This is a genomic window from Kribbella sp. NPDC050124 (genome assembly GCF_044460355.1).
GTDB lineage: Bacteria > Actinomycetota > Actinomycetes > Propionibacteriales > Kribbellaceae > Kribbella.
Genome location: NZ_JBITJU010000005.1, coordinates 39,083 through 62,413, shown reverse-complemented (window position 1 = coordinate 62,413; position 23,331 = coordinate 39,083). Strand labels below are relative to the sequence as shown.

The window sequence follows — 23,331 nt, the reverse complement described above, 5'->3', positions numbered from 1 at the left end:
TTACCCGACGAGACTCCGGTGGGGAAACCCACCCTGAGGTTGGCTGACCCACCGCAGGGGTCGAAAAGATTGCCCGGTACGCCGATTCGGCGTACCGTTGTGTGTTTGTGCGGAGACATAAAAAAAGATGCCCAGGTGGGGCATCTAAGACCAGATTATCAGGAAATTCCGCTCGGTGCAAAACACCACTTGGGGGCAGTGTGACGGACGAGGTGCTGGTGCGCGAGATCGCTGTGGAACAAGGCGATGTGACGAGGATGTACGACCGGCTCGACGTACTCCGGGAACGGGCGCACGGGGATTTGGCGCGGGTTCAGCTGGAGGAGACGACACAGACCGAGCAGGCTTTGGCCGAACGCGAGGCTTTCACCGATCTGTTCTCCGGGCGGTTCTCGCAATTGTCGGCGGTGGAACGCGGGTTGTGTTTCGGCCGGATCGACACCGGCGCCGGTGAGCGGTTCCACGTCGGCCGGATCGGGCTGTTCGACGAGGCCTACGAGCCGCTCCTGATCGACTGGCGGACACCGGTCGCGCAGGTGTTCTACCGCGCGACTCCGGCCGACCCGCTCGGCGTCACCCGGCGCCGGCACATCCGGCTGCACGGCCGCACGGTGATCGGGGTGGACGACGACGTGCTGGATCTGGAGGCACTCGGCGACAGCGAGCGCCGCACGCTGATCGGCGAGGCCGCGCTGATGGCGTCACTCGGCGCGAGCCGCACCGGCCGGATGAACGAGATCGTCGCGACCATCCAGTCCGAGCAGGACGAGATCATCCGGTCCGGGCTGCCCGGCGTGCTGGTGGTCCAGGGTGGTCCGGGCACCGGCAAGACCGTGGTCGCTCTGCACCGCGCGGCGTACCTGCTCTACACGCATCGCGAGCAGCTGTCGCGGAGCGGCGTACTGGTCGTCGGGCCCAACGCGACCTTCCTCCGCTACATCGACCAGGTGCTCCCCTCGCTCGGTGAGACCGATGTCGTGCTGGCGACGGTCGGCGAGCTCTACCCGGGCGTGGTCGCGACCGCGGCGGAGTCCCAGACTGCTGCCCGGGTCAAGGGTGCCGAGGCGATGGCCGACGTACTCGCGCAGGCGGTGCGTGACTTCCAGTTGGTGCCGACGGCTCCGATCGAGCTGAAGGTCGACCAGCACGAGCTGGTGCTGCGGCCGAGCGTCGTACGGAAGGCCCGGGATCGGGCGCGGGCCACGGACCGGCCGCACAACCGGGCTCGGCCGGTCTTCGTGCGCTCGATTCTCACCGCGTTGACCAACCAGATCGCCGATCGGCTCGGGCGGCAGTACCTCGGCACCGAGGACATCGAGGACATCCGCAAGGAGCTGACCGAGGACGACAAGGTTCAGGCGCTGCTACTCCGGCTCTGGCCCGAGCTCACTCCGCAGATCCTGGTGTCCGTGCTGCTGTCCTCGCCGGAGCGGCTCAAGGCAGCGGCCCCGCACCTGACCGAGGAGGAGCTGGCAGCGGTACGGCGGCCGGTCGACGCCGAGTGGACGCAGTCCGACGTCGCGCTCCTCGACGAGGCGGCCGAACTACTTGGCGACACCGACGGAACTGTTGCCGCACGCAACCGAAAGGAGGCGGACGGCGCAGCGTCCGAGGAGGCCCACTGGCAGTACGCGCGGGGCGTGATCGACATCGAGCTCACCGCCGACCGGATCACCATCGAGCCGTGGGAGATCGAGGAGTTCGCGCAGCTCGTCCACCACCGGACGCAGCTGATCGAGAACCCCGGCACAGTGGCCGAACGAGCCGCCTCGGACCGCACCTGGGTGTTCGGGCACGTCATCGTGGACGAGGCGCAGGAGCTGTCCGCGATGGACTGGCGGATGCTGATGCGCCGGTGCCCACGCCGCTCGATGACGCTGGTCGGTGATGTCGCCCAGACCGGTTCGGCGGCGGGGATCACGTCGTGGGCCGACGTACTGGACAAGTACGCGCCGCGGCGGTGGCGGAGTGCGGAGCTGACGGTGAACTACCGCACGCCCACCGAGATCATGGGCGTCGCCGCCAACGTGCTGGCCGCGATCGACCCGACCCTCAGCCCACCGGCCTCCGTCCGCGACACCGGCACCAAGCCGTGGCTCGACTCGGTGCCCGCGGATGCGTTCGTCGACGCTCTCATCAGCACGGTCAGGTTCGAGCGCCAGGCGATCGACGACGGGCGGCTCGCGGTCATCGTTCCGACCACACGGTACGGCGAGTTGGCCGCCGTACTCCCGGATGTTGCCCACGGCCACGATCCGTCGGTTCTCGACGCCGGCGCCGCCCTGCTCGACGTGGCGCAGTGCAAGGGGCTCGAGTTCGACGCCGTGCTGATCGCCGACCCGGCAGGCATCATCACCGAATCCGGCCGTGGTCTGTCCGACCTGTACGTCGCGATCACCCGGGCCACCAAACGCCTGACGATCCTCAGCCCAGGCCCGCTTCCAGAGGTGCTGCGTTGAGCAGCAGGACGTAGGTGACGGTGCCGATTCCCACGCTGAGGATGGTTCGGCGACCGAAGAGGAGATGGGTGGCTGCGGTCACCGCAACGGCGAGGATCGCGTAGGGGGTTGCACCGGGGGCTTCGGTGACGGTGGTGTGCAGGGCCGCGGCGGCGAGGATGGCGAGGATGCCCACCGGCATCCAGACCGCGAGCTCTTGCACAATGGCCGACGTACGGAGGGTGCGGAGGACAGCGAAGGGTACGGCGCGCAGGGCGAGCGTGATGGTGAAGACGATCGCGAGGACGGCGACGACGTACGACGTACTAGGCATGGGCGACCTTCAGGACATGGCGGGCCAGCAGGAGCAGAACGAAGAGGACGAGTGCGGTGAACATGGCGGCTCCCGGCGTGAGCAGCAGAGCGACCACCACGCTTCCCAAGGCGAGCAGCAGGGACGGGAGCTCGCGCCGGGAGCGGAACGCGTCGAGAGTGAGCACGGTGAAGAGAGCGCAGAGCGCGAACTCGAGGCCCTTGATCGGCGCGGGCAACGCGGCGCCGACTGCGACGCCGACCAGTCCGCCGCCGACCCAGTACGTCTGGCAGGCCAACTGCATCGCGATCAGCCGGGCGGACGATCGCTCGGACGGCGCGAGTGAGGCTTGGACGGCGTACGCCTCGTCGATCATCGCGTAGACGGCGTAAGCCTTGGCGAAGCGGTTCTTCACCAGGTCGAGCGGGAAGGAGAACGCGTAGAACACGTGCCGGAAGTTGACCACGAAGACCGTGAGCGCGACCGCGGCCAAGGGCGCGGTCGTCGCGATCATGCCGACCAGCAGGAGCTCGAGCGAGCCCGCGAACGCCGCGAGCGAGAGCGCCGGCGCGATCCACCACGGCAGACCGGCCTGGATGACGAGCAGGCCGAGCGCGACGCCCAGCGGGAAGATCCCGAGCCCGGCGGAGAACGAGTCACGGATCCCCGCGAGCTGACGAGGAACGAGCAGGGTTTGAGGCACCTCTCCATGGTCCCGAAAAGAGGTTGAAAGGTGGTTGCGAAGATTGCGCCGCTGATGCCGGATCGTGCAATCATCGAGCATGGATGCCATCGATCGCGCAATCATCGCGGAGTTGGCCCGTGATGGGCGGTTGAGCAACGTCGAGCTGGCCAACCGCGTCGGGCTCACCGCCGGCCCGTGCTTGCGCCGGGTGCAGCGGCTCGAGGCCGACGGGGTGATCCAGGGGTACCGGGCCGTGCTCGACCCGGCGGCGTTGGGGCGGTCGTTCGAGGTGCTGGTCAGCATCACCTTGGAGGCGAACGACGCCGAGGCCGTCGACCGGTTCGAGCAGACACTGGTCGCGCTGGACGAGGTCATCGAGCTACGGCGGCTGTTCGGCGCCCCGGACTACTTCGTCCGGGTCGCGGTCGCCGACCTGACGGCGTACGAGGCCTTCCTCAGCACCCACATCCTGCCGATCCCCCGCGTCCAGCGCGTCACCTCCGCCTTCACCATGAAGGTGATCACTGACAAATCATCACCGCTCGGCAGCGCGGAGTCACGGTCGGTGAGATCTTTGGTCAATTGAGTAAAGTCCGTAACGAAAAGGCTCCCGGAAAGCCCTGTCCTCACGTAATCTGCCGGACCATGCACAGAGGCGAGCCCGCCCGGCCCAACGTTGCAACATCGGTGATCCTGTTCCTGCTGGTCAGCGGTCTCTGCGGCGCACTCGTCGCCGGTCTGGCCCTCCCGTTCGCCGGACTGGCCGGAGTCACCACCGCGAAGGCGCACGACACCGTGCAGTACCTTCCGCAGGACCTGCAGACGGCGCCACTGGCCCAGAAGAGCCAGATCCTGGCCGCCGACGGCTCACTGATCGCCACGCTGTACCAGGAGAACCGCACGCCGGTCACGCTGAAGGCGATCAGCCCGGTGATGCAGCAGGCGATCATCGCGATCGAGGACGACCGCTTCTACCAGCACGGCGCGCTGGACGCGAAGGGCACGCTGCGCGCGCTACTGCGCAACCAGTCGAAGGGCTCGGTCCAGCAGGGCGGCTCCAGCATCACCCAGCAGTACGTGAAGCTCAGCCTGGTCGCCAAGGCGCGCACGACGGAGGAGATCCAGGCCGCCACCGCGGAGACCTACGAGCGCAAGGTCGCCGAGCTGCGCTACGCCATCGCGATCGAGAAGCAGTACTCCAAGGACGAGATCCTCAACCGCTACCTGAACCTGGCCTTCTTCGGCGACCGCTCGTACGGCGTCGAGGCGGCGGCCATGCACTACTTCGGGGTGCACGCGTCCAAGCTCAACCTGCCGCAGGCCGCGCTGCTGGCCGGCCTGGTGAAGAACCCGACCGGCTACAACCCGACCAACAACCCGAAGCGGGCCAAGGAGCGCCGCGACGTGGTGCTGCGCCGGATGCAGGAGCTGAACCTCATCTCGGGCAAGGAGGCCCGGGACGCGATCAAGACGCCGGTGCTCGACCCGGCCAAGGTCCGCAACGTGCCGAGCGGCTGCGCGAACTCGAAGTACCCGTTCTACTGCGACTACATCGTGGCGGCGTTGAAGGACAACCCGGCGTTCGGCAAGACCACGGAGGACCGGGAGAACTACATCGAGACCTCCGGCCTGATCGTGCGTACGTCGCTGGACCCGAAGATCCAGAAGGCGGCCCAGGCCTCGGTCGACAAGCACTCCAAGCCGACCGACACCGCGGTCGCCGCGATCACCATCGTCGAGCCCGGCACCGGTCTGGTGAAGGCGATGGCGCAGAGCCGGACGTACGGCAGCAAGAAGGGCCAGACGTCGTACAACTACAACGTCGAGAAGTCCTACCCGGGTGGCTTCGGCGGCTTCCAGAACGGCTCGACGATGAAGGCGTTCACGATCGCGGCCGCGATCGGCGCGGGCGTCCCGATGACGTACCGGATCGCCTCGCCGCAGACGATCGACCTGAGCAACAAGAAGTTCAGCACCTGTGGTGGCGGTACGACGGAAGACCCCGACTACAAGCCGAAGAACTCGACCAAGACGGTCGCCGACCCGTCGATGATCGACGCGGCCCGGGCCTCGACCAACACCTACTTCCTGCAGTTGTCCCAGCAGATCGGCCTCTGCCCGATCGCGACCGTCGCGGGCAAGCTCGGCATGTACGACGCCCAGACGATGGAGCCGCTGAAGCAGGTCGTCTCGTACACGCTGGGGCCCGGCCTGGTCACCCCGCTGATGCTGTCGAATGCGTACGCGACCTTCGCGGCCCGGGGAATCTACTGCACGCCGCAGGTGGTCACCGCGGTCACCAGCAGCCGGGGCAAGGGTGTCCCGACCCCGGGACCGAACTGCAAGCGGGCCTTGTCGCCGACCGTCGCCGACGGCGTGAACTACGTCCTGCAGAAGGTGATGGAGCCGGGCGGCACCGGCGCCAAGCTGAAGTTCGGCAAGAGCGACCTGGCCGGCAAGACCGGTACGACCGACGACAACCTGGCGGTCTGGTTCGCCGGCTACACGAACCGGCTGGCCGCCGCGTCCGTGGTGGCCGACGCGGATCCGAAGTACACCAACCTGATCGGCCACACGCTCAACGGCAAGAAGATGCGCGACGCCTCCGGTTCGGGCACCGCGGGACCGATCTGGGAGTCCGCCATGCAGGCGGCGCTGCAGGGTCTGCCGTCGAGCAAGTTCGTGCAGCCGGACGACAAGACGATCCGCGGCAACGTGAAGGACCTGCCGTACCTGAAGGGGATGCCGCCCGCCGAGGCGATCGCCAGGCTGATGCAGCTCGGCTTCCAGGCGCAGGTCGCGCCGGAGCCGGTGGACTCGGACGCGCAGGCGGGGATGGTCGCGTACACCACGCCGCGGCAGGAGGACGGCGCTCCGGCCGGTGCGATGGTGACGCTGCACCTGTCCAACGGCAGCAAGGCACAACCGCCGACTCCGCCGCCCACGCCGCCGATGACGCCACCGACGATCAACCTGCCACCGGGCTTCCCGACCTGCCCGCCGTGGGACCCGAAGTACCCCAACTGCCGACGCGGTCGCTGACCGGTCTGTGGATATCTTCTGCGGGCCGGTGGGGTGAGTCACTAGGCTGTGCCCGTTCGAGCCAGAGCTGAAAGGAAATCCAGTGACCGTCGATGAGCTGCAGCGCGCCCGCCGGGAGTACGACGACCTTGTCGCGCGGGGGCTGAAGCTCGACCTGACGCGGGGCAAGCCGTCACCACGACAACTCGATCTCGCGAACGGGATGCTCGACCAGCACGTCGAGCCGGTGTCGGCCGCCGGGGTGGACCTGCGCAACTACGGCGGTCTCGAGGGCCTGCCTGAGTTGCGGGCGATCTTCGCCGGTGCGTTGCAGGTGCCGGCCGACCAGCTGCTTGCGGCCGGCAACTCCAGCCTGGAGCTGATGCACGACGCGGTGGTGTTCTCGCTGCTGGGCGTCGTACCAGGTGCGCAGCGGCGGTGGGTCGACGAGCCGGAGATCACCTTCCTGTGTCCGGTGCCCGGGTACGACCGGCACTTCTCGGTGTGCGAGCGGTTCGGTATCACAATGGTCCTGGTGCCGATGACGCCGGACGGGCCGGACATGGACGTCGTCGAGCGGCTGGTCGCGGCGGATCCGAAGGTGAAGGGCATCTGGTGCGTGCCCAAGTACAGCAACCCCGACGGCACGGTCTACTCGGACGACACAGTGCGGCGGCTGGCGGCGATGGAGACCGCCGCCCCGGACTTCCGGATCTTCTGGGACAACGCGTACGCCGTCCATCACCTGACCGACACCGAGACCGAGATCGCCGACGTGCTGGCGTTGTGCGCTGAGCACGGGCATCCGGACCGGGCGTTCGTGTTCGGGTCCAGCTCGAAGATCACCTTCGCCGGGTCCGGGGTGGCGTTCTTCGGGTCCTCTCCCGCGAACGTCGCCTGGTGGCAGAGCCACACCTCGAAGCGCAGCATCGGCCCGGACAAGATCAACCAGCTCCGGCACGTCCAGTTCCTCCGCGACGCCGACGGGCTGCGGGCGCACATGCGCAACCTGGCGGAGCTGATCCGCCCCAAGTTCGAGGCCGTCGACAAGATCCTCACCGCCGAGCTCGGCGGCACCGATCTGGCCTCCTGGACCAGCCCGGCCGGCGGCTACTTCATCACCCTCCAGGTCCCGAAGGGCTGCGCCCGTGCAGTCGTCGCGAAGGCAAAGGCCGCCGGCATCGCCCTGACGCCGGCCGGCGCCAGCCACCCGTACGGCGACGACCCGGACGACCGCACCATCCGGATCGCCCCCACCTACCCCGAGCTCCCCGAGGTCGAGGCAGCCATCTCCGGCCTGGCCACCTGCATCCGTCTCGTCGGTGCGGAGCAGCAGGCAGCAGGCTAGTTGGTGCCCGTCACGTCGAGGAGGAAGCGTTGGGCGGGCGTCAGGCGGTTGTGCGTCTCCACGCGGAGGTAGGCCTGCTGGTCCAGCTGCTGCGGGAGGTGGCGTAAGGCGAAGTACGAGTGCATTGCCCGGCGTGGGCGATCGGTGCGGTTCTTGGTGCCGCCGTGCCAGAGGTGGCTGTTGAAGACGACGACCGTGCCGGCTGTGCCGGTCAGCAGAACCTGGTCGGGGTGCTCGTCGCCGGGGTTGGCCATCTCGTCGCCGGGCATGGTTCCGCGCCGGTGTGAGCCGGGCACGACACGGGTCGCGCCGTTCTCCGGGGTGAAGTCGTCGAGCAGCCAGATCGAGTTGCACACCTCGTACTCGCCGGGCTCGACCGGGTGGCCGAAGTCGGCGTGCAGCCCCTGGTGCCCCTGCCCCGGCAGGGCCGCGCGCGGTCCGGGCTGCGAGCCGCCTTTGCGCGGTTGCGCGGCGCGAGCCCACGCGCGGCGCTGCAACACGTACGGCTCCGGCACGCACTCGGCCACATCCGCAACTCCACACTGACGCTGCAGGCGATCGCGGAGCTGACCGGCTACGACTCGGTCAGCCATCTCAGCCGCCAGGTCAAGGCCGCGACCGGCTCGGCGCCGGGCGCGCTGCGCGCGCCGGACTGAAGTCAGGGGATGTCGAAGAGCAGGCAGGTCGATGTGGCGTGCGCCAACAGCGTTCCACGTTCGTCGAACAGCCGAGACTCGGCAGCAGCGGTACGGCGCCCGCGGCTGATCATCGCGCCTTCGCACCGGAGCAGGCCGGAGCCGACCGTGACCGGCTTGATGAAGCGGGTCATCAGGTCGAGCGAGGTGTACCCCACGCCGGCCGGCAGCGTCGAGTGGACCGTGCAGCCGGCGGCCGTGTCGAGCAGCGTCGCGATGATGCCGCCGTGCACCGTGCCGAGCGGGTTGTAGTGGAACTCGGCGGCCGGCATCAGCACCGCGACCCGGCCCTCCTCGACCTCGAACCCGGTCCCGCCGACCAGCTGCAGGATCGGCGGCGGCGGGACCTTGCCGTCCCGCATCGCCTGCAGCATCTCCAGGCCGGAGATCGCACCGAGCGACGCCGCCGTCAGCGCCGGGTCGGACCAGGTGAAGGTACGGCTGCGGGTCGCCTGCTGGGTCTCTGTCATGGACCGAGCCTCACACCACCCAGCTGGGTCTGTCAACGAGACCTAGCCCTCGTCGACCACGGCATCCTGCGCCGGGTGTCACACCGTTGAGTCACCGCGCGACGCCGTACCGCGACCAGGACCGGGGGCCAAGCGGCGGTCAAGCGCTTGAAAACAATGACATTCGGGCCTAGGCCAGACTTCCCGCGCGATTGTCTGTAGGCTGCCTGCTGCGATGAACAACCTGGGGGAGCAGGAGGTTGTGTGAGGCAGTTCAACGCGCCACCGGGCTGGCCCGGCCCGCCGAACGCTAGGTGGCGACCGCCCAAACGCTGGGGACCCGCACCGACGTGGCCCGACCCGCCGGCCGGCTGGAGATTCTGGGTCGACGAAGAGGGTCGTCCGGTGCGTGGCCCGATCGGCCGGTACGGCGGTCCGAGCATCATCAAACTCGGATCGGCGACAGTCGTCGTCCTCGCGCTGATCGGACTGGTGCTGTTCAACCCGTTCACCAGTGGCGACGACTCGACACAGACTTCCGCTCCGCCACCGGCCGAGACGGTTCCGGCGCCGGAGGGGTCGCCGACCGCTCCCGAGACCGGGGCTGCTCGGACAGCCGCGCCGACCACACCGCCCACGCCCACAGCGTCGGAGACGTCGTCGCCCACCTCGCCACCGAGTTCCACGCCGACGTCGCCCGAGTCGTCGGAGTCTTCGTCAACGCCGGTCCCGGGCAGCCCGTCGACCAGTGCGCCCACGACTGCGCCGACCGGCACCAAACCGGTCGTGTTCAGCACCTGCGCCGAGGCCCGCGCCGCCGGCAAGGCGCCGCTGTACCGCGGCGGGCCGGGCTACTCCGAGGCGCTCGACAAGAACGGTGACGGGATCGCCTGCGAGCGCGGCAACTCCTGACCGCCGGCTCGTAGTCCCTCGTCCCACAGCTCCTGGGTCTGGACGATCCAGAAGGTCGCGAACAGGGTGATCAGCGCGCCCTCGATCCACAGCACCGCATGCTCCCAGCCGAACAGCCACTTCCAGGCCAGCATCGCCAGCGGTACGACGACCATCGCGATCGCCAGCGCGGTGTACCGGTTCGCCGCCGGCGCCTTCGCGTGCGCCGGGTGCTCCTTGCGCCGGAACTGCTCGGCGTTGAGCAGCACGACCAGGATGATGCAGAGGAACATCACCACGGCTGCCGCGTAGTGAGCGTTGTCGATGAAGCCGTCGCGATCGGCGAAGAACCAGGCGACGCCACCGCCGAACAGCGCGAGCGCGACGGCGAAGCCGACCAGGTACATGGGATTGCGGTCCGCGCGGGACCACCGCGCCCGCAGTACGAACACCGCGGTGACCACCAGGCACGGCACCCCGACGACGAACAGCGCGCCCATGTTGTTGGCGATGTTCGCGTCCGTGTCGCCGAGCACCATCGGCACCGACCGGCACGAACCCGGACCAGGTGTCGGCACCAGCGCGACGACGGGCGCGAGGATCCCGGCGACGTTGAGCAGGATGTCCTCGCGCTCGGTGTTGCCCTTCAGCACCACCATGCAGACGCCGATGGCGATCAGCGCACCGACGAAGATCGCCTGCACCGGTGTGTAGTAGTAGGCGCTGATCGACGTCTGCAGACAGCGCGGATCCGTCTTCGACCACTCGATCACCAGCGCCGCGCCGAGCAGCACCACCATCGCCACCATCGCCATCCGCAGGTAGCGATACGTCTTGATCGAGTAACCAGCGGGCTCAGCCATGACACCCCCTAGAAGAGCAACTCCCCTTTGTTACTCGCAGTATGCGCTGTGGTGGGCCGCACGGCAGCGCGTACGGCCCACCGCGTGTCGGGGTCAGCCGGCCTGGGCCGTGTTGTAGACGTTCTGGGCGTCGGTGCCGAAGTACGGGCCGAACATCCAGGTCGGGATGAAGTTGATCTTGTAGCTGTTCACCGAGTTCACGACGCCGGCGCCGGTCGACTCGCTGAACTGCAGGAACCAGCCGCCGCCACTCGAGCCGCCGGTCATGTCGCACGTCATCCCGATGCCGTCGGAGATGAGCGCGCTGAACGTCGTGCCACTGCAGTAGATCAGCTTCGAACCGTCGTACGGCGCCGCCGCCGGGTACCCGAAGGCGTACATGTTCTGGCCGCGCGCCTGGTTGAACGCGATGCCTTGCCCGCCGACCACGTCGGTCAGGTTCTGGCCGTTGAGCTGGTTCACCGCGGCGGCGCCGACGTCGTAGTTGATGTCCTCGCCGGCCACCCACTGCGGCGTCGCGTAGGTCTTCTTCGCGGTCCACGTCCCGTACGGCGTGCTGCCGTTGTTGTACGCCGGGACGAACGCCCAGTTGGTGTGGAACGCGCCGTCCAGCTTCACGCAGTGGCCGGCGGTGATCACGGTGCTCTTGTTCGTCGACGTCACCGCGGTCCCACTGCAGGACGCCGTACGGCCCTGGTAGGTGAAGAACACGCGGCCCTCGGTGCTGACGATCTTGCCGCCGCCGGTCCACTGACCGCCGCCGTTCGGGAACGCGGTCGGCGCGATCGTGGTCGGCTTGCCGGCCGCCGGCGCGGCGGCCAACCGCTGCTTCGGTTTCAGAAGCTGTTCGAGCGGTACGGCGGACCGCATCCGCTCGGGGGTCCAGAAGTCGCTGACCTTGGCCTGCTCGGCCCTGGTCGTGGCGGCCTCGTGGACGGTTGCGGGGTTGCCGGCCGACGCCGTACCGGCGAGCGGTACGACGAGCCCGACCGCACAGGTGGTTGCGAGCAGGACGGAACGAAGGGGGCGGAATCGCATCATCTGCTGCCACTCTTTCCCGGCCGGCGGATCACACCGGCCGTCCTCACGGACAGATCTGGCCGGACCGGTTTCACACAGTCACCAGCCCGTTACATCAGGTGCGTCACCCTATGCGCAAAACGCCCGTTTCAAAACCCTTCACAGCCTGATCGACTTCTTGTTCATGAACTCCTCGATGCCGGCCGGGCCGAGCTCGCGGCCGATGCCGGAGCGCTTGATGCCGCCGAACGGGAGGTCCGCCTGGGAGCCGCCGGCCCGGTTGAGGTAGACCATGCCGGCGTCGATCCGCTCGGCGACGCGGCGCAGGCGCTCGGGGTCGGTCCCCCAGACGCTGGCGCCGAGCCCGAACGGGGTGTCGTTGGCCAGCCGGACCGCGTCATCCTCGTCCGCGGCCCGTAACGCGATCACCACCGGCCCGAAGATCTCCTCGTAGTACGCGTCCATCGCGGGCGTGACGTCGGTGAGCACGGTTGCTTCGAGAAAAGCACCAGGCTCGATCCGGTGCCCGCCTGCCCGCAGGGTCGCACCCTGCTCGACCGCCTTCGCGACCTGACCCGCGACCTCGTCCGCCGCCGCGACCGACGCCAGGGGCGGCAGCTTGGTCTCCGGGTCGCCCGGATCGCCGGGCTGGTAGTACTCGGCGACCCGCTTGGTCAGCCGGTCGACGTACTCGTCGTAGATGTCGGCGAGCACGATCATCCGCTTCGGCGCGTTGCATGACTGACCGCAGTTCCGCATCCGCGCGGTCGCGGTGGCGTTGACCGTCTCGTCCATGTCGTCGGTGTCGAGCACGATGAGCGGGTCGGAGCCGCCGAGCTCGAGCACGGTCTTCTTCAGGTGCCGCCCGGCCTCGGCGGCGACCGAGATGCCGGCCTGTTCGCTCCCGGTCAGCGAGACTCCCTGGATCCGCGGGTCGGCCAGGATCGCCGGGATCTGCCGGCTCGACGCGAAGGTGTTGACGTACACGTCGTCCGGTACGCCGGCCGTCCGCAGGATCTCCTCGATCGCGCGGGCCGAGCGCGGGCAGATCGACGCGTGCTTGAGCAGGATCGTGTTGCCGAGCACGAGGTTCGGCGCGACGAAGCGGGCCACCTGGTAGCACGGGAAGTTCCACGGCATGATGCCGAGCAGCGGCCCGATCGGCCCTTTCGTGATGACGGCCTTGCCGCCCTTGATGTCCAGCGGCTCGTCGGCCAGCAACGCCGGCCCGTGCTCGGCGTAGTACCGGAAGATGTCGACCACGATCGCGACCTCGCCGCGGCCCTCGTTGATCCGCTTCCCCATCTCCAGCGTCATGATCGCGGCCAGCTCATCGGCCCGCTCCTCGAACAGCTCCGCCGCCCGCGCCACGATCGCCGCCCGCTCCCCCACCGACCGCGCCCGCCACCCCGCATATCCCCCCGCCACCCGCCCGACCGCAGCCCGCACCTCGTCCTCGGTCGAGTTCGCCACTTCCTCCACCACCACACCCGTCGCCGGGTTCGTCACCACATACATGGTTCCTCCATCCACACCGCCACAAGCGCCCAGGTTAGCCAGATTCGCACATACTGTATACAGTCTTCCCACATTCAGGACTCCTGCGACAACAAGCGCTTCCGGTTACGCTGGAATGACAGTGAGTGACGGGAGGGGCTGTGGTTCCTGCTGGTGACTTCCGAACGCTCGTCGCGCTGCGCGCCAAGAAGGGCGAGCTCGCCGCGCTTGACCAACTCCCCCGGGACCGGGCTGTTCAGCCTTTGCTCTCCCTCGACCATGAGCCTGACTCGTCCGTGGACAACCTGCTTGATCGCGTTGAGGAGGCGGTTCGAGGAGTCTGGGAACTCGGTCGTCTGGTGATGCTCGACGCGACGAACATGGCGGCAGCGCCAGGCTGGGGTACAGCGGCCGCGCTCGAACGGCTCGCGGACAGGCTGGCCGCTCCCTTCGAGCTCTACCAACCGGAGATCGTGCCCTTCGTTCCCGTCGCCGACAGCAAGGCATCTGGTGAGCTGCTGACCCGGATCAGCCGCTTGTCAGAGCGACTCGGGCAAGGCTGCGCGCTCCGGATCCGAGCCCGCGAGGCCTCGCCCGAGGCACTGGCACTGCTCATCGACCGGCTCACGATCCATCCGTCGGGCTTGGACCTGATCCTGGATGCCGGGTACGTCGCGGGTCTCGATCAGCGTCTGGTGGACGCCGTGCTCGAGGCGATGGTCGGCGCCGCGCGGCACGGACGATTCCGGTCGATCACCGTTTTGAGCGGGTCGGTGCCGAAGACGCTCGGACTGCCTCACGACTGGGAACAGCCTCGATTCGAGGAGACTCTCTGGCAGACGGTGCGAGCCGGCGGCGCCGACCGGGCCCGGTTCGGTGACTACGGCGTCGTACATCCGGTGTGGGCTCCGGGTGTCTGCCGCAGCAAGCACATCAGCTTGAAGTACACCTGCAGTGACCACTGGCTCTATCTCCGGGAGAAGATTCTCGAACCCGATGCCGAGAACTCGCGGGCTCGAACGGTGCGACTGGTCTCTACTCGGCTGGTGGAGTCCGGGAGCTTTTCCGGCCCGGACTACTCGTGGGGTGATCACGAGCTCGCGGAGGCCGCCGGCGGTCTCGGACGAGGCCTCGGCGCGACGAGCAAGCCGGTCGCCTTCGCCACCTCGCATCATCTCGCCTATCTCGGTGACTTCCAGGCCGCGTGATTCCGCCGATATGACGGGGAAATCCTTCGGCATGATCGGTTGTGGAGTGAGCGGTTGGCGAGGGATGCTGAAGGGCCGTTGTCCGCCTAGTCGATCGGATGCCCGCCCGTGTCTGAGCAACGGAAGTTTCGTGTTGTCTTGAAGTTGGTCGCTGTACTCGCCGCGGTTTCGGTGCCTTCGATGGCGCTGGCGTCGCCGAGTGCGACCGCTCCCCCGGATCCGGCCGATGCGTGGCAGTTTCCGCATTGGCCGCAGAAGCAGCCTTGGCAGGAGTCGGGGTCGCCGCAGCGAGTTGCGGCGACGACCGCGCAGGGGTTGCCGGGGGCCATTGATCCGCAGAACTGGGTCAACCCGGACCAGATGACCTGGGGTGACTACCGCAAGCCGCCGGGGACCAACTGGTCCGACCCGAACGCGAAGGGGTCGACCAGGACGTTCAAGGGTGCGTTGGTGCTGGTGGACTACCCGAACCAGGACTTCGTCGTCACCAAGCCGAAGGGGTCGACGCCGTTCGGGAACCCGAGTGCCGAGGCGAACGGCGTACCGCGTGACCAGGTCGCGCAGTTCTACAAGAACTTCCTCAACACCCCGGGCACGCTGAACCGCGGGCACACCATCCACGAGTATTGGATGGAGGACTCCGGCGGCCGGTACGGCGTCGACCTGACCGCGTTCGGCCCGTACCGGATGCCCGGCAAGTCGCACGAGTACGCGATGGAGTTCCAGGGCGGCACCGCCTGCCCGGCTGGTGACAACTGCACCAAGAACATCCGCACCGACGCCCGCGCCGCCTGGGTCGCCGACCAGGGGCCGGAGGTGCCGGCCGGGTTCGACTTCGTCTTCTTCCTGAGCGCCGGGCAGGACGAGTCGTCCACCTGGCAGGAGTTCGGGATGATGAAGTTCCCGACCAAGGAGGACGTCACCGACGAGTTCGGCCCGCCGGACCCGGCGCTGCCGAACTGGTCCGACACCCGGTACGTCGACTGGACCTCGTGGGCCGCGGGCGCGTCGATCTGGCCGAACGCGGGCGGCGGTTCGTCGACCCAGGCCGAGAGCTCCGGCATGGGCGTCTACGCCCACGAGCTCAGCCACATCCTGGGCATCGGCGACAACTACAACAACCCGTACGGCGTACCGCCACGGCGCGCGTACACCGGCATCTGGGAGATGCTCAGCCGCGGCAGCTTCAACGGCCCGGGTGGACCGCACAGCCGCTGGCTGATCCCGGCGACCGGTGGCGGCTCGATGGGCGCGCAGCACATGCTGCGGAACAAGATCAAGCTGCAGATGGTCGACGAGAAGAACGTCCTGCGGCTGTCCCGCGAGGCGCTCGCGACGTCCGGTGTCGTGATCGCCGACGTCACCGCACGCACGGTCCAGCCCGGTCCGAAGGGCCTGGCCGGCGTGAACATCCAGCTCGGCGGCGCGGGCGATCTCGCACCACCCTGTGACGTCACCACGGACCCGATGTGCGATGGCCGCGGGTACCAGAACTACACCGTCGAGGTCGTCGACCGGATGGGCACGGACTCGTTCACGCCCGATGCCGGCGTGCTGCTGGCGAAGACGAAGAACGAGGACCGGGCGCCGTTCGAGTGGGTCATCGACGCGAACCCGCAGGACATCGGCATGACCGACTACGTGCTGCCCGACGGCACCAAGGTTCCGATCACGATCGGCGACTACCGCCAGCTGTCCGACGCGCTCTTCCACGCCGGCACCAACTCGGGCAGCGAGTACGAGTACACCGACTCGGCCAACCGCCTGCACTTCTACATCACCAACGTGAAGCGGGATCGCCAAGGCGTGCTGTCCTACACGGTCGCCATTCGGTCGCTCGACGGCGCCGGACCGCAGAAGCGCGGCGTCCGGGTGCTGCCGACCGCGGCGAAGCCGCAGCAGAACGGTGTGCAGACGTGCAGCTTCCAGCTGACCAACACGGGTACGGCGGGGGGCGGATCACAGCACCCCGAGGACGTCACGCCGTACCTGAAGGGTGACGTCTACCGCGTGAGCGCCACGATCGACGGCGCGGGCTGGTCGATGTCGCTGCCCAACGCCCTCGCGACCGCGAACGCCGGTCAGGACACGACCGTCCCGGTCTACACGAAGTCCGGCAGCGCGCCGCTGGCCAAGATCACCCTGACCGCAACCTCAGAAAGCGACCCCACCAAGCGATCCACCGCCACCTGCCTCGCCGTCAAGCGCTGACGCGAGCTCATCCACCGTCCACGCACGACTGACGCCGGTCGCGGAGTAGAGATACTCCGCGACCCGGCGCACGCCCCACCCGTGCGCCTCAGTAAGACCAGCCGCGATCCAACGCAGGTACGGAAGGGTCGGCGCATTCGGCTCGAGATCAGCGACGGTGCCATGCGTGACAGTGAACAGGGGCACCCCGTCCTCTTCGCCCAACCGAGCCACAGTCTCGTACCGCCCCGGCCCCATCGCGTGAACGGCATCGACGTCCGGAAGTACGGCGGCCAGGTCGCGGGCGAACTCGCCTCCCGGATCACGGCGCATCTCCTGGGCGGCGACATCGCCCAATTGGCCGGGCGTCACCAGATAGGCGCGCGCGGCAACCAACCCCGGCGCGGCCGGGTTGTAGAACGCCGACCCGCCACCCCACACCTTGGACTCCCCCGCGAACACCAGCCCGCCCGGCACCTCGACCGCCGCGATCCGCGCCGGGTCGCGAGGGTCACGGCAGCCCGGGTAGACCCGTGCGCCCCCGGCCGGGCGGCCGCCGGCGAGGTAGCAGCGGAACCTGTCGAGGGCGAGGTTGGACCCGTAGGTGACGTACCAGACGAGGTCCATGCCGCCCACCATACCGCTCAGAATAGTTTGAAAGGCTGCTGTTACAAACAGCAGAGTTCATCTTCCGTCGGTTAATCGTTCAGGTTAGGGTGCGTCCGACGCAGTGCTGGTGTTCCAGACTCCATCCGCCCCACCGCCCGAGGAGACCACGCATGCCAGACATCAATCGTCGCAGGTTCCTGCAGCTCGCCGGTGCCACCGCCGCGTTCAGCGCGATGGCGAACAGCATCGAGCAGGCCGCCGCGATCCCGGCCAATCGCCGGTACGGCAGCATCGAGGACGTCGAGCACATCGTCGTACTGATGCAGGAGAACCGTTCGTTCGACCACTACTTCGGCACGCTGAAGGGCGTTCGCGGGTTCGGCGACCCGCGGCCGGTGACGCTGCCGAGCGGCAAGCCGATCTGGCACCAGACCAGCAGTTCCGGCCAGGAGACGCTGCCGTTCCACCCGGAGGCCGACGACCTCGGACTGCAGTTCCTGCAGGGCCTTCCGCACAGCTGGCCGGACGGGCAGCAGGCGATCAACAAGGGCAAGTGCAACCAGTGGATCGCGGCCAAGTCCGCGGTGACGATGGCCTACCTGACCCGCGAGGACATCCCGTTCCACTTCGCGCTGGCGGACAAGTTCACCATCTGCGACGCGTACCACTGCTCGTTCATCGGCGCTACCGACCCGAACCGCTACTACCTGTGGACCGGGTACACGGGCAACGACGGTACCGGCGGCGGCCCGGTGATGGGCAACGACGAGCTCGGCTACGGCTGGACGACGTACCCGGAACGGCTCGAGCAGGCCGGAGTGTCGTGGAAGATCTACCAGGACATCGGCGACGGCCTGGACGCGGCCGGCTCGTGGGGCTGGATCAGCGACGCGTACCGCGGCAACTACGGCGACAACTCGCTGCTGTACTTCAACACCTACCGCAACGCGGAGCCGGGTGACGCCCTCTACGAGAAGGCCCGCACCGGCACCAACGCCAAGGCCGGCGAGAACCTGTTCGCGCAACTGGCCGCGGACGTGAAGGCGAACCGGCTGCCGCAGATCTCGTGGATCGCCGCGCCGGAAGCCTTCAGCGAGCACTCGAACTGGCCGACCAACTACGGTGCCTGGTACATCTCGCAGGTCCTCGACGCGCTGACCACGAACCCGGAGGTCTGGAGCAAGACCGCGCTGTTCATCACGTACGACGAGAACGACGGCTTCTTCGACCACGTCGTACCGCCGTTCCCGCCGTCCTCGGCAGCGCAGGGACTGTCGACCGTCGACACCACGCTGGACTACTACCCAGGGAGCAGCAAGCTCGTCGCCGGGCCTTACGGACTCGGGCCGCGGGTGCCGATGTTCGTGGTGTCGCCTTGGAGCACCGGTGGTTACAGCTGCTCGGAGGTGTTCGACCACACCTCGATCATCCGGTTCATGGAGAACCGGTTCGGTGTGCACGAGCCGAACATCTCGCCGTGGCGACGGGCGATCTGCGGTGACCTCACGTCGGCGTTCGACTTCGGCACCAAGACCACGCAACCCGCCGACCTGCCCGACACGTCAGCGTACGAGCCGCCGGACAACGACCGGCACCCGGACTACAGGCCGACTCCGCCCGCGGTCGGGAGCATCCCGGTGCAGGAGCGCGGCCGCCGCCGTACCAGGCCGTTGCCCTACGCATCGGTCGTCGACGGATCGGTTGCCGGTGGCAAGTACACGCTGACGTTCGAGTCCGGGCCGAAGGCCGGGGCGCAGTTCCTGATCACGTCGGCGAACCGCACCGACGGCCCGTGGACGTACACGACCGAGGCCGGCAAGAGCATCGCGGACAGCTGGAACACCGTCTACTCCAACGGCGTCTACGACCTGACCGTGCACGGCCCGAACGGCTTCCTGCGCACGTTCAAGGGCAAGCCCGCGACCGGCCTCGAGGTCACCGCCCGCGAGAACGCTCGCACCGGCGACCTCGACCTCATCTTCACCGCCGACGTCGCCCGCCGCGTCACCATCGCCAACGCGTACGGCGGCGCCCCGAAGCGGCTCGACCTCCGCCCGGGCACCCGCACCTACTCCGTCGCCACGACCAACCGCTGGTACGACGTCTCGATCACCACGACCACCGACCCCACCTACCTCCGCCGCCACGCCGGCCATGTGGAAACCGGCACCCCCGGCCTCAGCGACCCCGCCATCCACACCACCTGACGTCAGGCGAACACGGTCACTCCGGCGAGGCCGAGGTAGATCCCACCCGTGGCCTGCCGAAGCCTCCGCCGGCCGGCGGTGGACTCCCGTACCCGGTGCGCGAGTCCACCGGCCGCGATCGCGCTCTCCCGTCGCGGTGGGCGAATGTCGGACGTGACCACCGTCTTCTGCGACGCCACCGTCGCGCGACTCCGCCAGCAGGTCGGCGCCCGCGTCGCGGATCGGCTGATGGCGGCCGGCCGGCAGCTCACGCAGGACGAGCTCATGGCCGAAGCGCTCGCTCCGCCGACACCGACCGACAAGCCGCTCACCGGGCGGGAGCTGGAGGTGGCCGAGCTGGCCGGACAGGGCCTGAGCAACGAACAAATCGCGTCGGATCTGGTGATTTCCCGCCGTACGGTCGAGACGCATCTGGAGCACGTCCGGCAGAAGCTGGACCTGGCCAGCCGGTACGAGATCGTCGCCTGGGCGCTGTCACGATCCGGGTGATCACGGATGTTTCGGTCGTCCGGACCACCCACGCTCGGGGCATGGACTACATCTTCGACACCGGCAGCGAACTCGGCACCCATCACCTCGACCACCTCGGCAAGCTCCTGAACCGGCCGACGGCCTGGGTCCTGGAGCGGGTCGGGCTCCGGCTGGACATGCGCTGTCTCGAGCTCGGCGCGGGCAACGGCTCGATCGCCAACTGGCTGGCCGGGCGGACTCACGAGGTCGTTGCCGTCGACATCGACACGAGCCAGCTGAACGACGTCGCACCCGGCGTGCAGGTGATCCGCCACGACCTGCGCGACGGGCTGCCGGTGCAGGGACCGTTCGACCTCATCCACGCTCGGCTGCTGCTCGTCCACCTGCCGGAACGCGAGCAGCTCCTCGGCCGGTTGGTCGACGCGCTCGCGGCGGGTGGCTGGCTGGTGCTCGGCGATCTGACCGACCGTCCGCTCCAGACCCTCGCCGTACCGGAGCCGGCTGACCAGGACTTGTGGGACAAGATGCTGCACCTGTCCCACAACGTGGTGAGCCCGGCGCGCGGCCTCAGCTGGACCTGGGCCCGGGAGACCGCCGGCCGGATGACCGCCGCCGGACTCGTCGACGTCGACGTGATGGAGTATTCCCAGAGCCGGCGGCAGCGACGGTTGCCTGCTGCACCGAAACCTCAATGAGCAGGCCGAACCGCTGCTCCGCGCCGCCGGCGCCACCGACGACGAGCTGACCCGCTACCGCGAACTGATGACGAACCCGGCCTTCCGCGCCTGGTTCTACCAGTTCCTGATCACCAGCGGCCGTCGGCCCTAGATCACCAGGGTCTCTAGATCACAAGGGTCCCTAGATCACCGGGGTTTCGGGGCACTGGTGGCGTCGGCCTCGGCCTTCTCCTCCTCGTCGAGCTCGTCGACGTTGATCCGGCTGGTCCAGCGCTGGTCCGGGTCGGGTTGCGGGATGGAGTCGAGGAGGAGCTTGGTGTAGGGGTGGGACGGCTCGTGCATGACCGTGGTGACCGGGCCGCGTTCGACGATCTTGCCCTTGGTGATCACCATCACCTCGCCGCCGAGGTAGTACACGGTGGACAGGTCGTGGGTGATGAACAGCGTCGTCATCCCGTGCTCGCGCTGGAAGTCGAGCAGGATGTCCAGGAAGTGCTTGCGCACCTGGGCGTCCAGCATCGACACCGGCTCGTCGGCGATGATGAACGACGGCCGCAGCATGTGCACCCGGGCCAACATGATGCGTTGGCGCTGGCCGCCGGACAGCTGGTGCGGGTAGCGGCCGAGCACGTTCTCCGGTTCGAGCCGGACCGCGCGCAGCGACTCCTCGATCAGCGCGAGCCCCTTCGACCGGCTGGTCGTCAGCCCGAACTTCTTCACCGCTTTCCACAGCGCCCGATCGACGCGGTAGAACGGGTTGAAGATCGCGTACGGGTCCTGGAACACCGGCTGGACGTCGCGCCGGTACTCGTCGTACTCGGCGCGACTCAGCTTGAAGATGTCCTTGCCGCCGTACAGCACGGAACCGGCGGTCGGCTTCTGCAGGCCGAGCACGTTGCGGGCGATCGTGCTCTTCCCGCTGCCGCTCTGCCCGACCAGGCTGACCACCTGCGGCGGTTCGGCCGCGAGCGTGAAGCTCACGTCGTCCACCGCCGTCAGGTAGCCGCCCGCGATCCCACGCGCGTGGAACCGTTGCTGCACGCCACGAAGTTCGAGTTCAGACTTCAAGATGCCCTCCGTCCGACCTGCGGGATCGACTCGATCAGCTGCCGGGTGTAGGGATCCCTGGGGTCCTTGAACACCTGCCGTACGTCGCCGACCTCGACGATTTGGCCTTCGTACATCACGGCGACCCGGTCGGCCAGTTGCGCGTGCACACCCATGTCGTGCGAGATCACCACCAGCGTCACGCCGAAGTCGGTGCGCAGATCGGCCAGCGACTGCAGGATCACCCGCTGGATGGTCACGTCGAGCGCGGTGGTCGGCTCGTCCGCGATCACCAGGTCCGGTTCGAGCGCGACCGCGATCGCCATCAGCACCCGCTGCTTCATGCCTCCGGACAACTCGTGCGGGTACATCCGCGCGACCCGCGGCTCCAGCCCGACCTGACCGAGCAGCCGGGGAATCAGCTCCCCGAGCGAGTCCTTCCGGCCCGGCGCGTGCTCCAGGATGACGTCCTTGAACTGGTCCTGGACCCGCATCACCGGGTTCAGCGAGCTCATCGAGCCCTGCGGCAGGTAGGACAGCGCCGACCACCGCAGGACGCGCAACTCCTCGCCGTTCACCTTCAGCAGGTCGACCGGCGAGCGCTTGGCCGGATGGAACATCACCGACCCGCCGGTCACCTTGCCCGGTGGTTTCAGCAGCCGGAGCAGCGCGACCGCGAGGGTGCTCTTGCCGCTGCCCGACTCGCCCGCGATCCCGAGGATCTCACCGCGACGGACGTCCAGGTCCACGCCGCGGACCGCCGTCACGTTGCCACGCGTCGACAGGTACGTGACCTCGAGACCCCTGATCTCCAAGACCGAGTCACTCACCGGTCACTCCCCTCAGCCGCGGGTTGTAGACCTCTTCCAACCCGATGTTGACCATGTTCAGCGCCGCGAACAGCAACGTCAGCAAGATGATCGGCACGGCGAACATCGGCCACGCGCCCAGCGTCAGCGCGCCGGTGGTGATCGCGTTGAAGATGATCTGCCCGAGGTCGACCACGCCGCCGGGCCCGAGCCCGATGACCTCCAGGCCGACCAGGCCGAAGATCGCGCCGAGCGCCGAGGACGCGAACCCGACGCCGATGAACGGCAGCAGGTTCGGCAGCAACTCGGTGACGATGATCTCCAGGTCACGGGCCTTGCTCACCCGGGCCAGATCGACGTACGGCCTGGTCCGCAGACTCAGCACCTGCGACCGGATCGTCTTGGCCGCGAACGGCCAGGAGAAGATCGAGATCATCACGCCGACCTGGAACAGGGTGACGTTCTTCGCGTACGCCGACAGCGCGATCAGCAACGGGAACGTCGGGATCACCAGCAGGATCCCGGTGAACGTCGACAGCACCCCGTCGATCCAGCCGCCCTTGTACCCGGCCACGAACGCGACGATCACGCCGGCGACGGTCGAGATGACACCGGCGATCGCCCCGATCTGCAGCGACACCGACAATGCCTTGATCACCATCGCGAACACGTCCCGGCCGAACTGGTCGGTGCCGAGCAGATGGTCCGCGGACGGCACCAGCCACTTCTCGTACGCCGCCACCTCGATCGGGTCCTCGCCACCGCCGATGGCCTTGGTGATCAACGGGCTGCACAACGCCAGCAGCACCATCGACCCGAGGATCGCCAGTCCGATCGCCAGCCGCCGGCTGCCCCGGATCGTCCGCAGTACCGCGGTCAGTAGTCTCATCGCC

General features: G+C 68.2%; 22 protein-coding genes. 11 read left to right on the top strand and 11 right to left on the bottom strand.

All coding sequences use genetic code 11. The annotated features are described in order from the left end of the window. Positions 1 to 200 precede the first annotated feature (200 nt). Positions 201 to 2,459 carry a HelD family protein gene (locus tag ACIBL3_RS14990; protein ID WP_396353858.1) on the top strand — a complete coding sequence of 753 codons (2,259 nt, stop codon included), beginning with the start codon at positions 201 to 203 and terminating at the stop codon, positions 2,457 to 2,459. Here ACIBL3_RS14990 and ACIBL3_RS14985 read toward each other — a convergent pair. Together ACIBL3_RS14985 and ACIBL3_RS14980 are read right to left on the bottom strand one after the other, a co-directional pair. Continuing rightward, positions 2,425 to 2,772, bottom strand: coding sequence for an AzlD domain-containing protein (locus ACIBL3_RS14985; RefSeq protein ID WP_396353857.1), 348 nt, complete (start codon positions 2,770 to 2,772; stop codon positions 2,425 to 2,427). The genes ACIBL3_RS14990 and ACIBL3_RS14985 overlap by 35 nt on opposite strands. Then, positions 2,765 to 3,454, bottom strand: a complete 690-nt coding sequence (locus ACIBL3_RS14980; RefSeq protein WP_396353856.1) for an AzlC family ABC transporter permease — start codon at positions 3,452 to 3,454, stop codon at positions 2,765 to 2,767. The genes ACIBL3_RS14985 and ACIBL3_RS14980 overlap by 8 nt, the downstream gene beginning before the upstream one ends. A gap of 79 nt (positions 3,455 to 3,533) precedes the next feature. On the opposite strand from ACIBL3_RS14980, the gene ACIBL3_RS14975 reads away from it, so the two are divergent. The 3 genes from ACIBL3_RS14975 (at position 3,534) to ACIBL3_RS14965 (ending at position 7,805) form a co-directional block, all read left to right on the top strand. Continuing rightward, on the top strand, positions 3,534 to 4,022 hold the full coding sequence (locus tag ACIBL3_RS14975; protein WP_396353855.1) for an Lrp/AsnC family transcriptional regulator: 489 nt from the start codon (positions 3,534 to 3,536) through the stop codon (positions 4,020 to 4,022). A gap of 59 nt (positions 4,023 to 4,081) precedes the next feature. Beyond that, positions 4,082 to 6,478 carry a penicillin-binding protein gene (locus ACIBL3_RS14970; RefSeq protein WP_396353854.1) on the top strand — a complete coding sequence of 799 codons (2,397 nt, stop codon included), beginning with the start codon at positions 4,082 to 4,084 and terminating at the stop codon, positions 6,476 to 6,478. Between the two features lie 82 nt (positions 6,479 to 6,560). Then, entirely contained in the window at positions 6,561 to 7,805 is a 1,245-nt protein-coding gene (locus ACIBL3_RS14965) for an aminotransferase class I/II-fold pyridoxal phosphate-dependent enzyme (RefSeq protein WP_396353853.1), read from the top strand. On the opposite strand, the gene ACIBL3_RS14960 is transcribed toward ACIBL3_RS14965, so the two are convergent. Beyond that, positions 7,802 to 8,305, bottom strand: a complete 504-nt coding sequence (locus ACIBL3_RS14960; RefSeq protein WP_396353852.1) for a phytanoyl-CoA dioxygenase family protein — start codon at positions 8,303 to 8,305, stop codon at positions 7,802 to 7,804. The two genes, ACIBL3_RS14965 and ACIBL3_RS14960, sit on opposite strands and share 4 nt — an antisense overlap. Between ACIBL3_RS14960 and ACIBL3_RS14955 the strand changes: the two genes are divergently transcribed. Then, positions 8,186 to 8,461, top strand: coding sequence for a helix-turn-helix domain-containing protein (locus ACIBL3_RS14955; protein ID WP_396353851.1), 276 nt, complete (start codon positions 8,186 to 8,188; stop codon positions 8,459 to 8,461). The two genes, ACIBL3_RS14960 and ACIBL3_RS14955, sit on opposite strands and share 120 nt — an antisense overlap. 2 nt (positions 8,462 to 8,463) lie before the next feature. Here the strand turns inward: ACIBL3_RS14955 and ACIBL3_RS14950 are convergent, their stop codons facing one another. After that, positions 8,464 to 8,970 carry a PaaI family thioesterase gene (locus tag ACIBL3_RS14950; protein ID WP_396353850.1) on the bottom strand — a complete coding sequence of 169 codons (507 nt, stop codon included), beginning with the start codon at positions 8,968 to 8,970 and terminating at the stop codon, positions 8,464 to 8,466. Positions 8,971 to 9,354: 384 nt separating this feature from the next. On the opposite strand from ACIBL3_RS14950, the gene ACIBL3_RS14945 reads away from it, so the two are divergent. After that, positions 9,355 to 9,861: an excalibur calcium-binding domain-containing protein gene (locus ACIBL3_RS14945; protein WP_396353849.1), complete on the top strand. Its 507-nt coding sequence runs from the start codon at positions 9,355 to 9,357 to the stop codon at positions 9,859 to 9,861. Here the strand turns inward: ACIBL3_RS14945 and ACIBL3_RS14940 are convergent. The 3 genes from ACIBL3_RS14940 to ACIBL3_RS14930 all read right to left on the bottom strand — a co-directional run bounded on the left by ACIBL3_RS14940 (position 9,801) and on the right by ACIBL3_RS14930 (position 13,241). Next, positions 9,801 to 10,703, bottom strand: a complete 903-nt coding sequence (locus tag ACIBL3_RS14940; RefSeq protein ID WP_396353848.1) for a hypothetical protein — start codon at positions 10,701 to 10,703, stop codon at positions 9,801 to 9,803. The two genes, ACIBL3_RS14945 and ACIBL3_RS14940, sit on opposite strands and share 61 nt — an antisense overlap. A 93-nt stretch (positions 10,704 to 10,796) precedes the next feature. Further along, entirely contained in the window at positions 10,797 to 11,744 is a 948-nt protein-coding gene (locus tag ACIBL3_RS14935) for a trypsin-like serine peptidase (protein ID WP_396353847.1), read from the bottom strand. 138 nt (positions 11,745 to 11,882) lie between these two features. Further along, positions 11,883 to 13,241, bottom strand: coding sequence for an NAD-dependent succinate-semialdehyde dehydrogenase (locus tag ACIBL3_RS14930; RefSeq protein ID WP_396353846.1), 1,359 nt, complete (start codon positions 13,239 to 13,241; stop codon positions 11,883 to 11,885). A gap of 140 nt (positions 13,242 to 13,381) precedes the next feature. On the opposite strand from ACIBL3_RS14930, the gene ACIBL3_RS14925 reads away from it, so the two are divergent. After that, complete coding sequence (locus tag ACIBL3_RS14925) at positions 13,382 to 14,428, top strand: hypothetical protein (RefSeq protein WP_396353845.1); 1,047 nt, start codon at positions 13,382 to 13,384, stop codon at positions 14,426 to 14,428. Positions 14,429 to 14,566: 138 nt separating this feature from the next. Next, positions 14,567 to 16,639 (top strand): M6 family metalloprotease domain-containing protein, encoded by a 2,073-nt coding sequence (locus ACIBL3_RS14920; protein WP_396353844.1) that lies wholly within the window; start codon positions 14,567 to 14,569, stop codon positions 16,637 to 16,639. On the opposite strand, the gene ACIBL3_RS14915 is transcribed toward ACIBL3_RS14920, so the two are convergent. Beyond that, the gene (locus ACIBL3_RS14915) at positions 16,583 to 17,245 is read right to left on the bottom strand and encodes a histone deacetylase (RefSeq protein ID WP_396353843.1); all 663 of its coding nucleotides are present in this window, start codon (positions 17,243 to 17,245) and stop codon (positions 16,583 to 16,585) included. The two genes, ACIBL3_RS14920 and ACIBL3_RS14915, sit on opposite strands and share 57 nt — an antisense overlap. 152 nt (positions 17,246 to 17,397) lie before the next feature. On the opposite strand from ACIBL3_RS14915, the gene ACIBL3_RS14910 reads away from it, so the two are divergent. The 3 genes from ACIBL3_RS14910 (at position 17,398) to ACIBL3_RS14900 (ending at position 20,600) form a co-directional block, all read left to right on the top strand. After that, positions 17,398 to 19,434 carry a phosphocholine-specific phospholipase C gene (locus ACIBL3_RS14910; protein WP_396353842.1) on the top strand — a complete coding sequence of 679 codons (2,037 nt, stop codon included), beginning with the start codon at positions 17,398 to 17,400 and terminating at the stop codon, positions 19,432 to 19,434. 144 nt (positions 19,435 to 19,578) lie between these two features. Continuing rightward, positions 19,579 to 19,923: a response regulator transcription factor gene (locus ACIBL3_RS14905; RefSeq protein WP_396353841.1), complete on the top strand. Its 345-nt coding sequence runs from the start codon at positions 19,579 to 19,581 to the stop codon at positions 19,921 to 19,923. A gap of 41 nt (positions 19,924 to 19,964) precedes the next feature. Then, complete coding sequence (locus ACIBL3_RS14900) at positions 19,965 to 20,600, top strand: class I SAM-dependent methyltransferase (RefSeq protein ID WP_396353840.1); 636 nt, start codon at positions 19,965 to 19,967, stop codon at positions 20,598 to 20,600. A 168-nt stretch (positions 20,601 to 20,768) separates the two neighbouring features. On the opposite strand, the gene ACIBL3_RS14895 is transcribed toward ACIBL3_RS14900, so the two are convergent. The 3 genes from ACIBL3_RS14895 to ACIBL3_RS14885 are packed head-to-tail and all read right to left on the bottom strand — an operon-like array spanning position 20,769 to position 23,327. Beyond that, positions 20,769 to 21,650 carry an ABC transporter ATP-binding protein gene (locus tag ACIBL3_RS14895; RefSeq protein WP_396353839.1) on the bottom strand — a complete coding sequence of 294 codons (882 nt, stop codon included), beginning with the start codon at positions 21,648 to 21,650 and terminating at the stop codon, positions 20,769 to 20,771. Continuing rightward, entirely contained in the window at positions 21,647 to 22,459 is an 813-nt protein-coding gene (locus ACIBL3_RS14890) for an ABC transporter ATP-binding protein (RefSeq protein WP_396353838.1), read from the bottom strand. The genes ACIBL3_RS14895 and ACIBL3_RS14890 overlap by 4 nt, the downstream gene beginning before the upstream one ends. After that, the gene (locus ACIBL3_RS14885; protein ID WP_396353837.1) at positions 22,452 to 23,327 is read right to left on the bottom strand and encodes an ABC transporter permease; all 876 of its coding nucleotides are present in this window, start codon (positions 23,325 to 23,327) and stop codon (positions 22,452 to 22,454) included. The genes ACIBL3_RS14890 and ACIBL3_RS14885 overlap by 8 nt, the downstream gene beginning before the upstream one ends. Between the last annotated feature and the right edge of the window lie 4 nt (positions 23,328 to 23,331).

Bases quoted from the DNA above. Each gene is read 5' to 3' on its own strand.
- ACIBL3_RS14985 (WP_396353857.1), bottom strand. From the start codon at position 2,772: ATGCCTAGTACGTCGTACGTCGTCGCCGTCCTCGCGATCGTCTTCACC.
- ACIBL3_RS14975 (WP_396353855.1), top strand. From the start codon at position 3,534: ATGGATGCCATCGATCGCGCAATCATCGCGGAGTTGGCCCGTGATGGG.
- ACIBL3_RS14970 (WP_396353854.1), top strand. From the start codon at position 4,082: ATGCACAGAGGCGAGCCCGCCCGGCCCAACGTTGCAACATCGGTGATC.
- ACIBL3_RS14950 (WP_396353850.1), bottom strand. From the start codon at position 8,970: ATGACAGAGACCCAGCAGGCGACCCGCAGCCGTACCTTCACCTGGTCC.
- ACIBL3_RS14940 (WP_396353848.1), bottom strand. From the start codon at position 10,703: ATGGCTGAGCCCGCTGGTTACTCGATCAAGACGTATCGCTACCTGCGG.
- ACIBL3_RS14935 (WP_396353847.1), bottom strand. From the start codon at position 11,744: ATGATGCGATTCCGCCCCCTTCGTTCCGTCCTGCTCGCAACCACCTGT.
- ACIBL3_RS14930 (WP_396353846.1), bottom strand. From the start codon at position 13,241: ATGTATGTGGTGACGAACCCGGCGACGGGTGTGGTGGTGGAGGAAGTG.
- ACIBL3_RS14915 (WP_396353843.1), bottom strand. From the start codon at position 17,245: ATGGACCTCGTCTGGTACGTCACCTACGGGTCCAACCTCGCCCTCGAC.
- ACIBL3_RS14910 (WP_396353842.1), top strand. From the start codon at position 17,398: ATGCCAGACATCAATCGTCGCAGGTTCCTGCAGCTCGCCGGTGCCACC.
- ACIBL3_RS14905 (WP_396353841.1), top strand. From the start codon at position 19,579: ATGTCGGACGTGACCACCGTCTTCTGCGACGCCACCGTCGCGCGACTC.
- ACIBL3_RS14900 (WP_396353840.1), top strand. From the start codon at position 19,965: ATGGACTACATCTTCGACACCGGCAGCGAACTCGGCACCCATCACCTC.
- ACIBL3_RS14885 (WP_396353837.1), bottom strand. From the start codon at position 23,327: ATGAGACTACTGACCGCGGTACTGCGGACGATCCGGGGCAGCCGGCGG.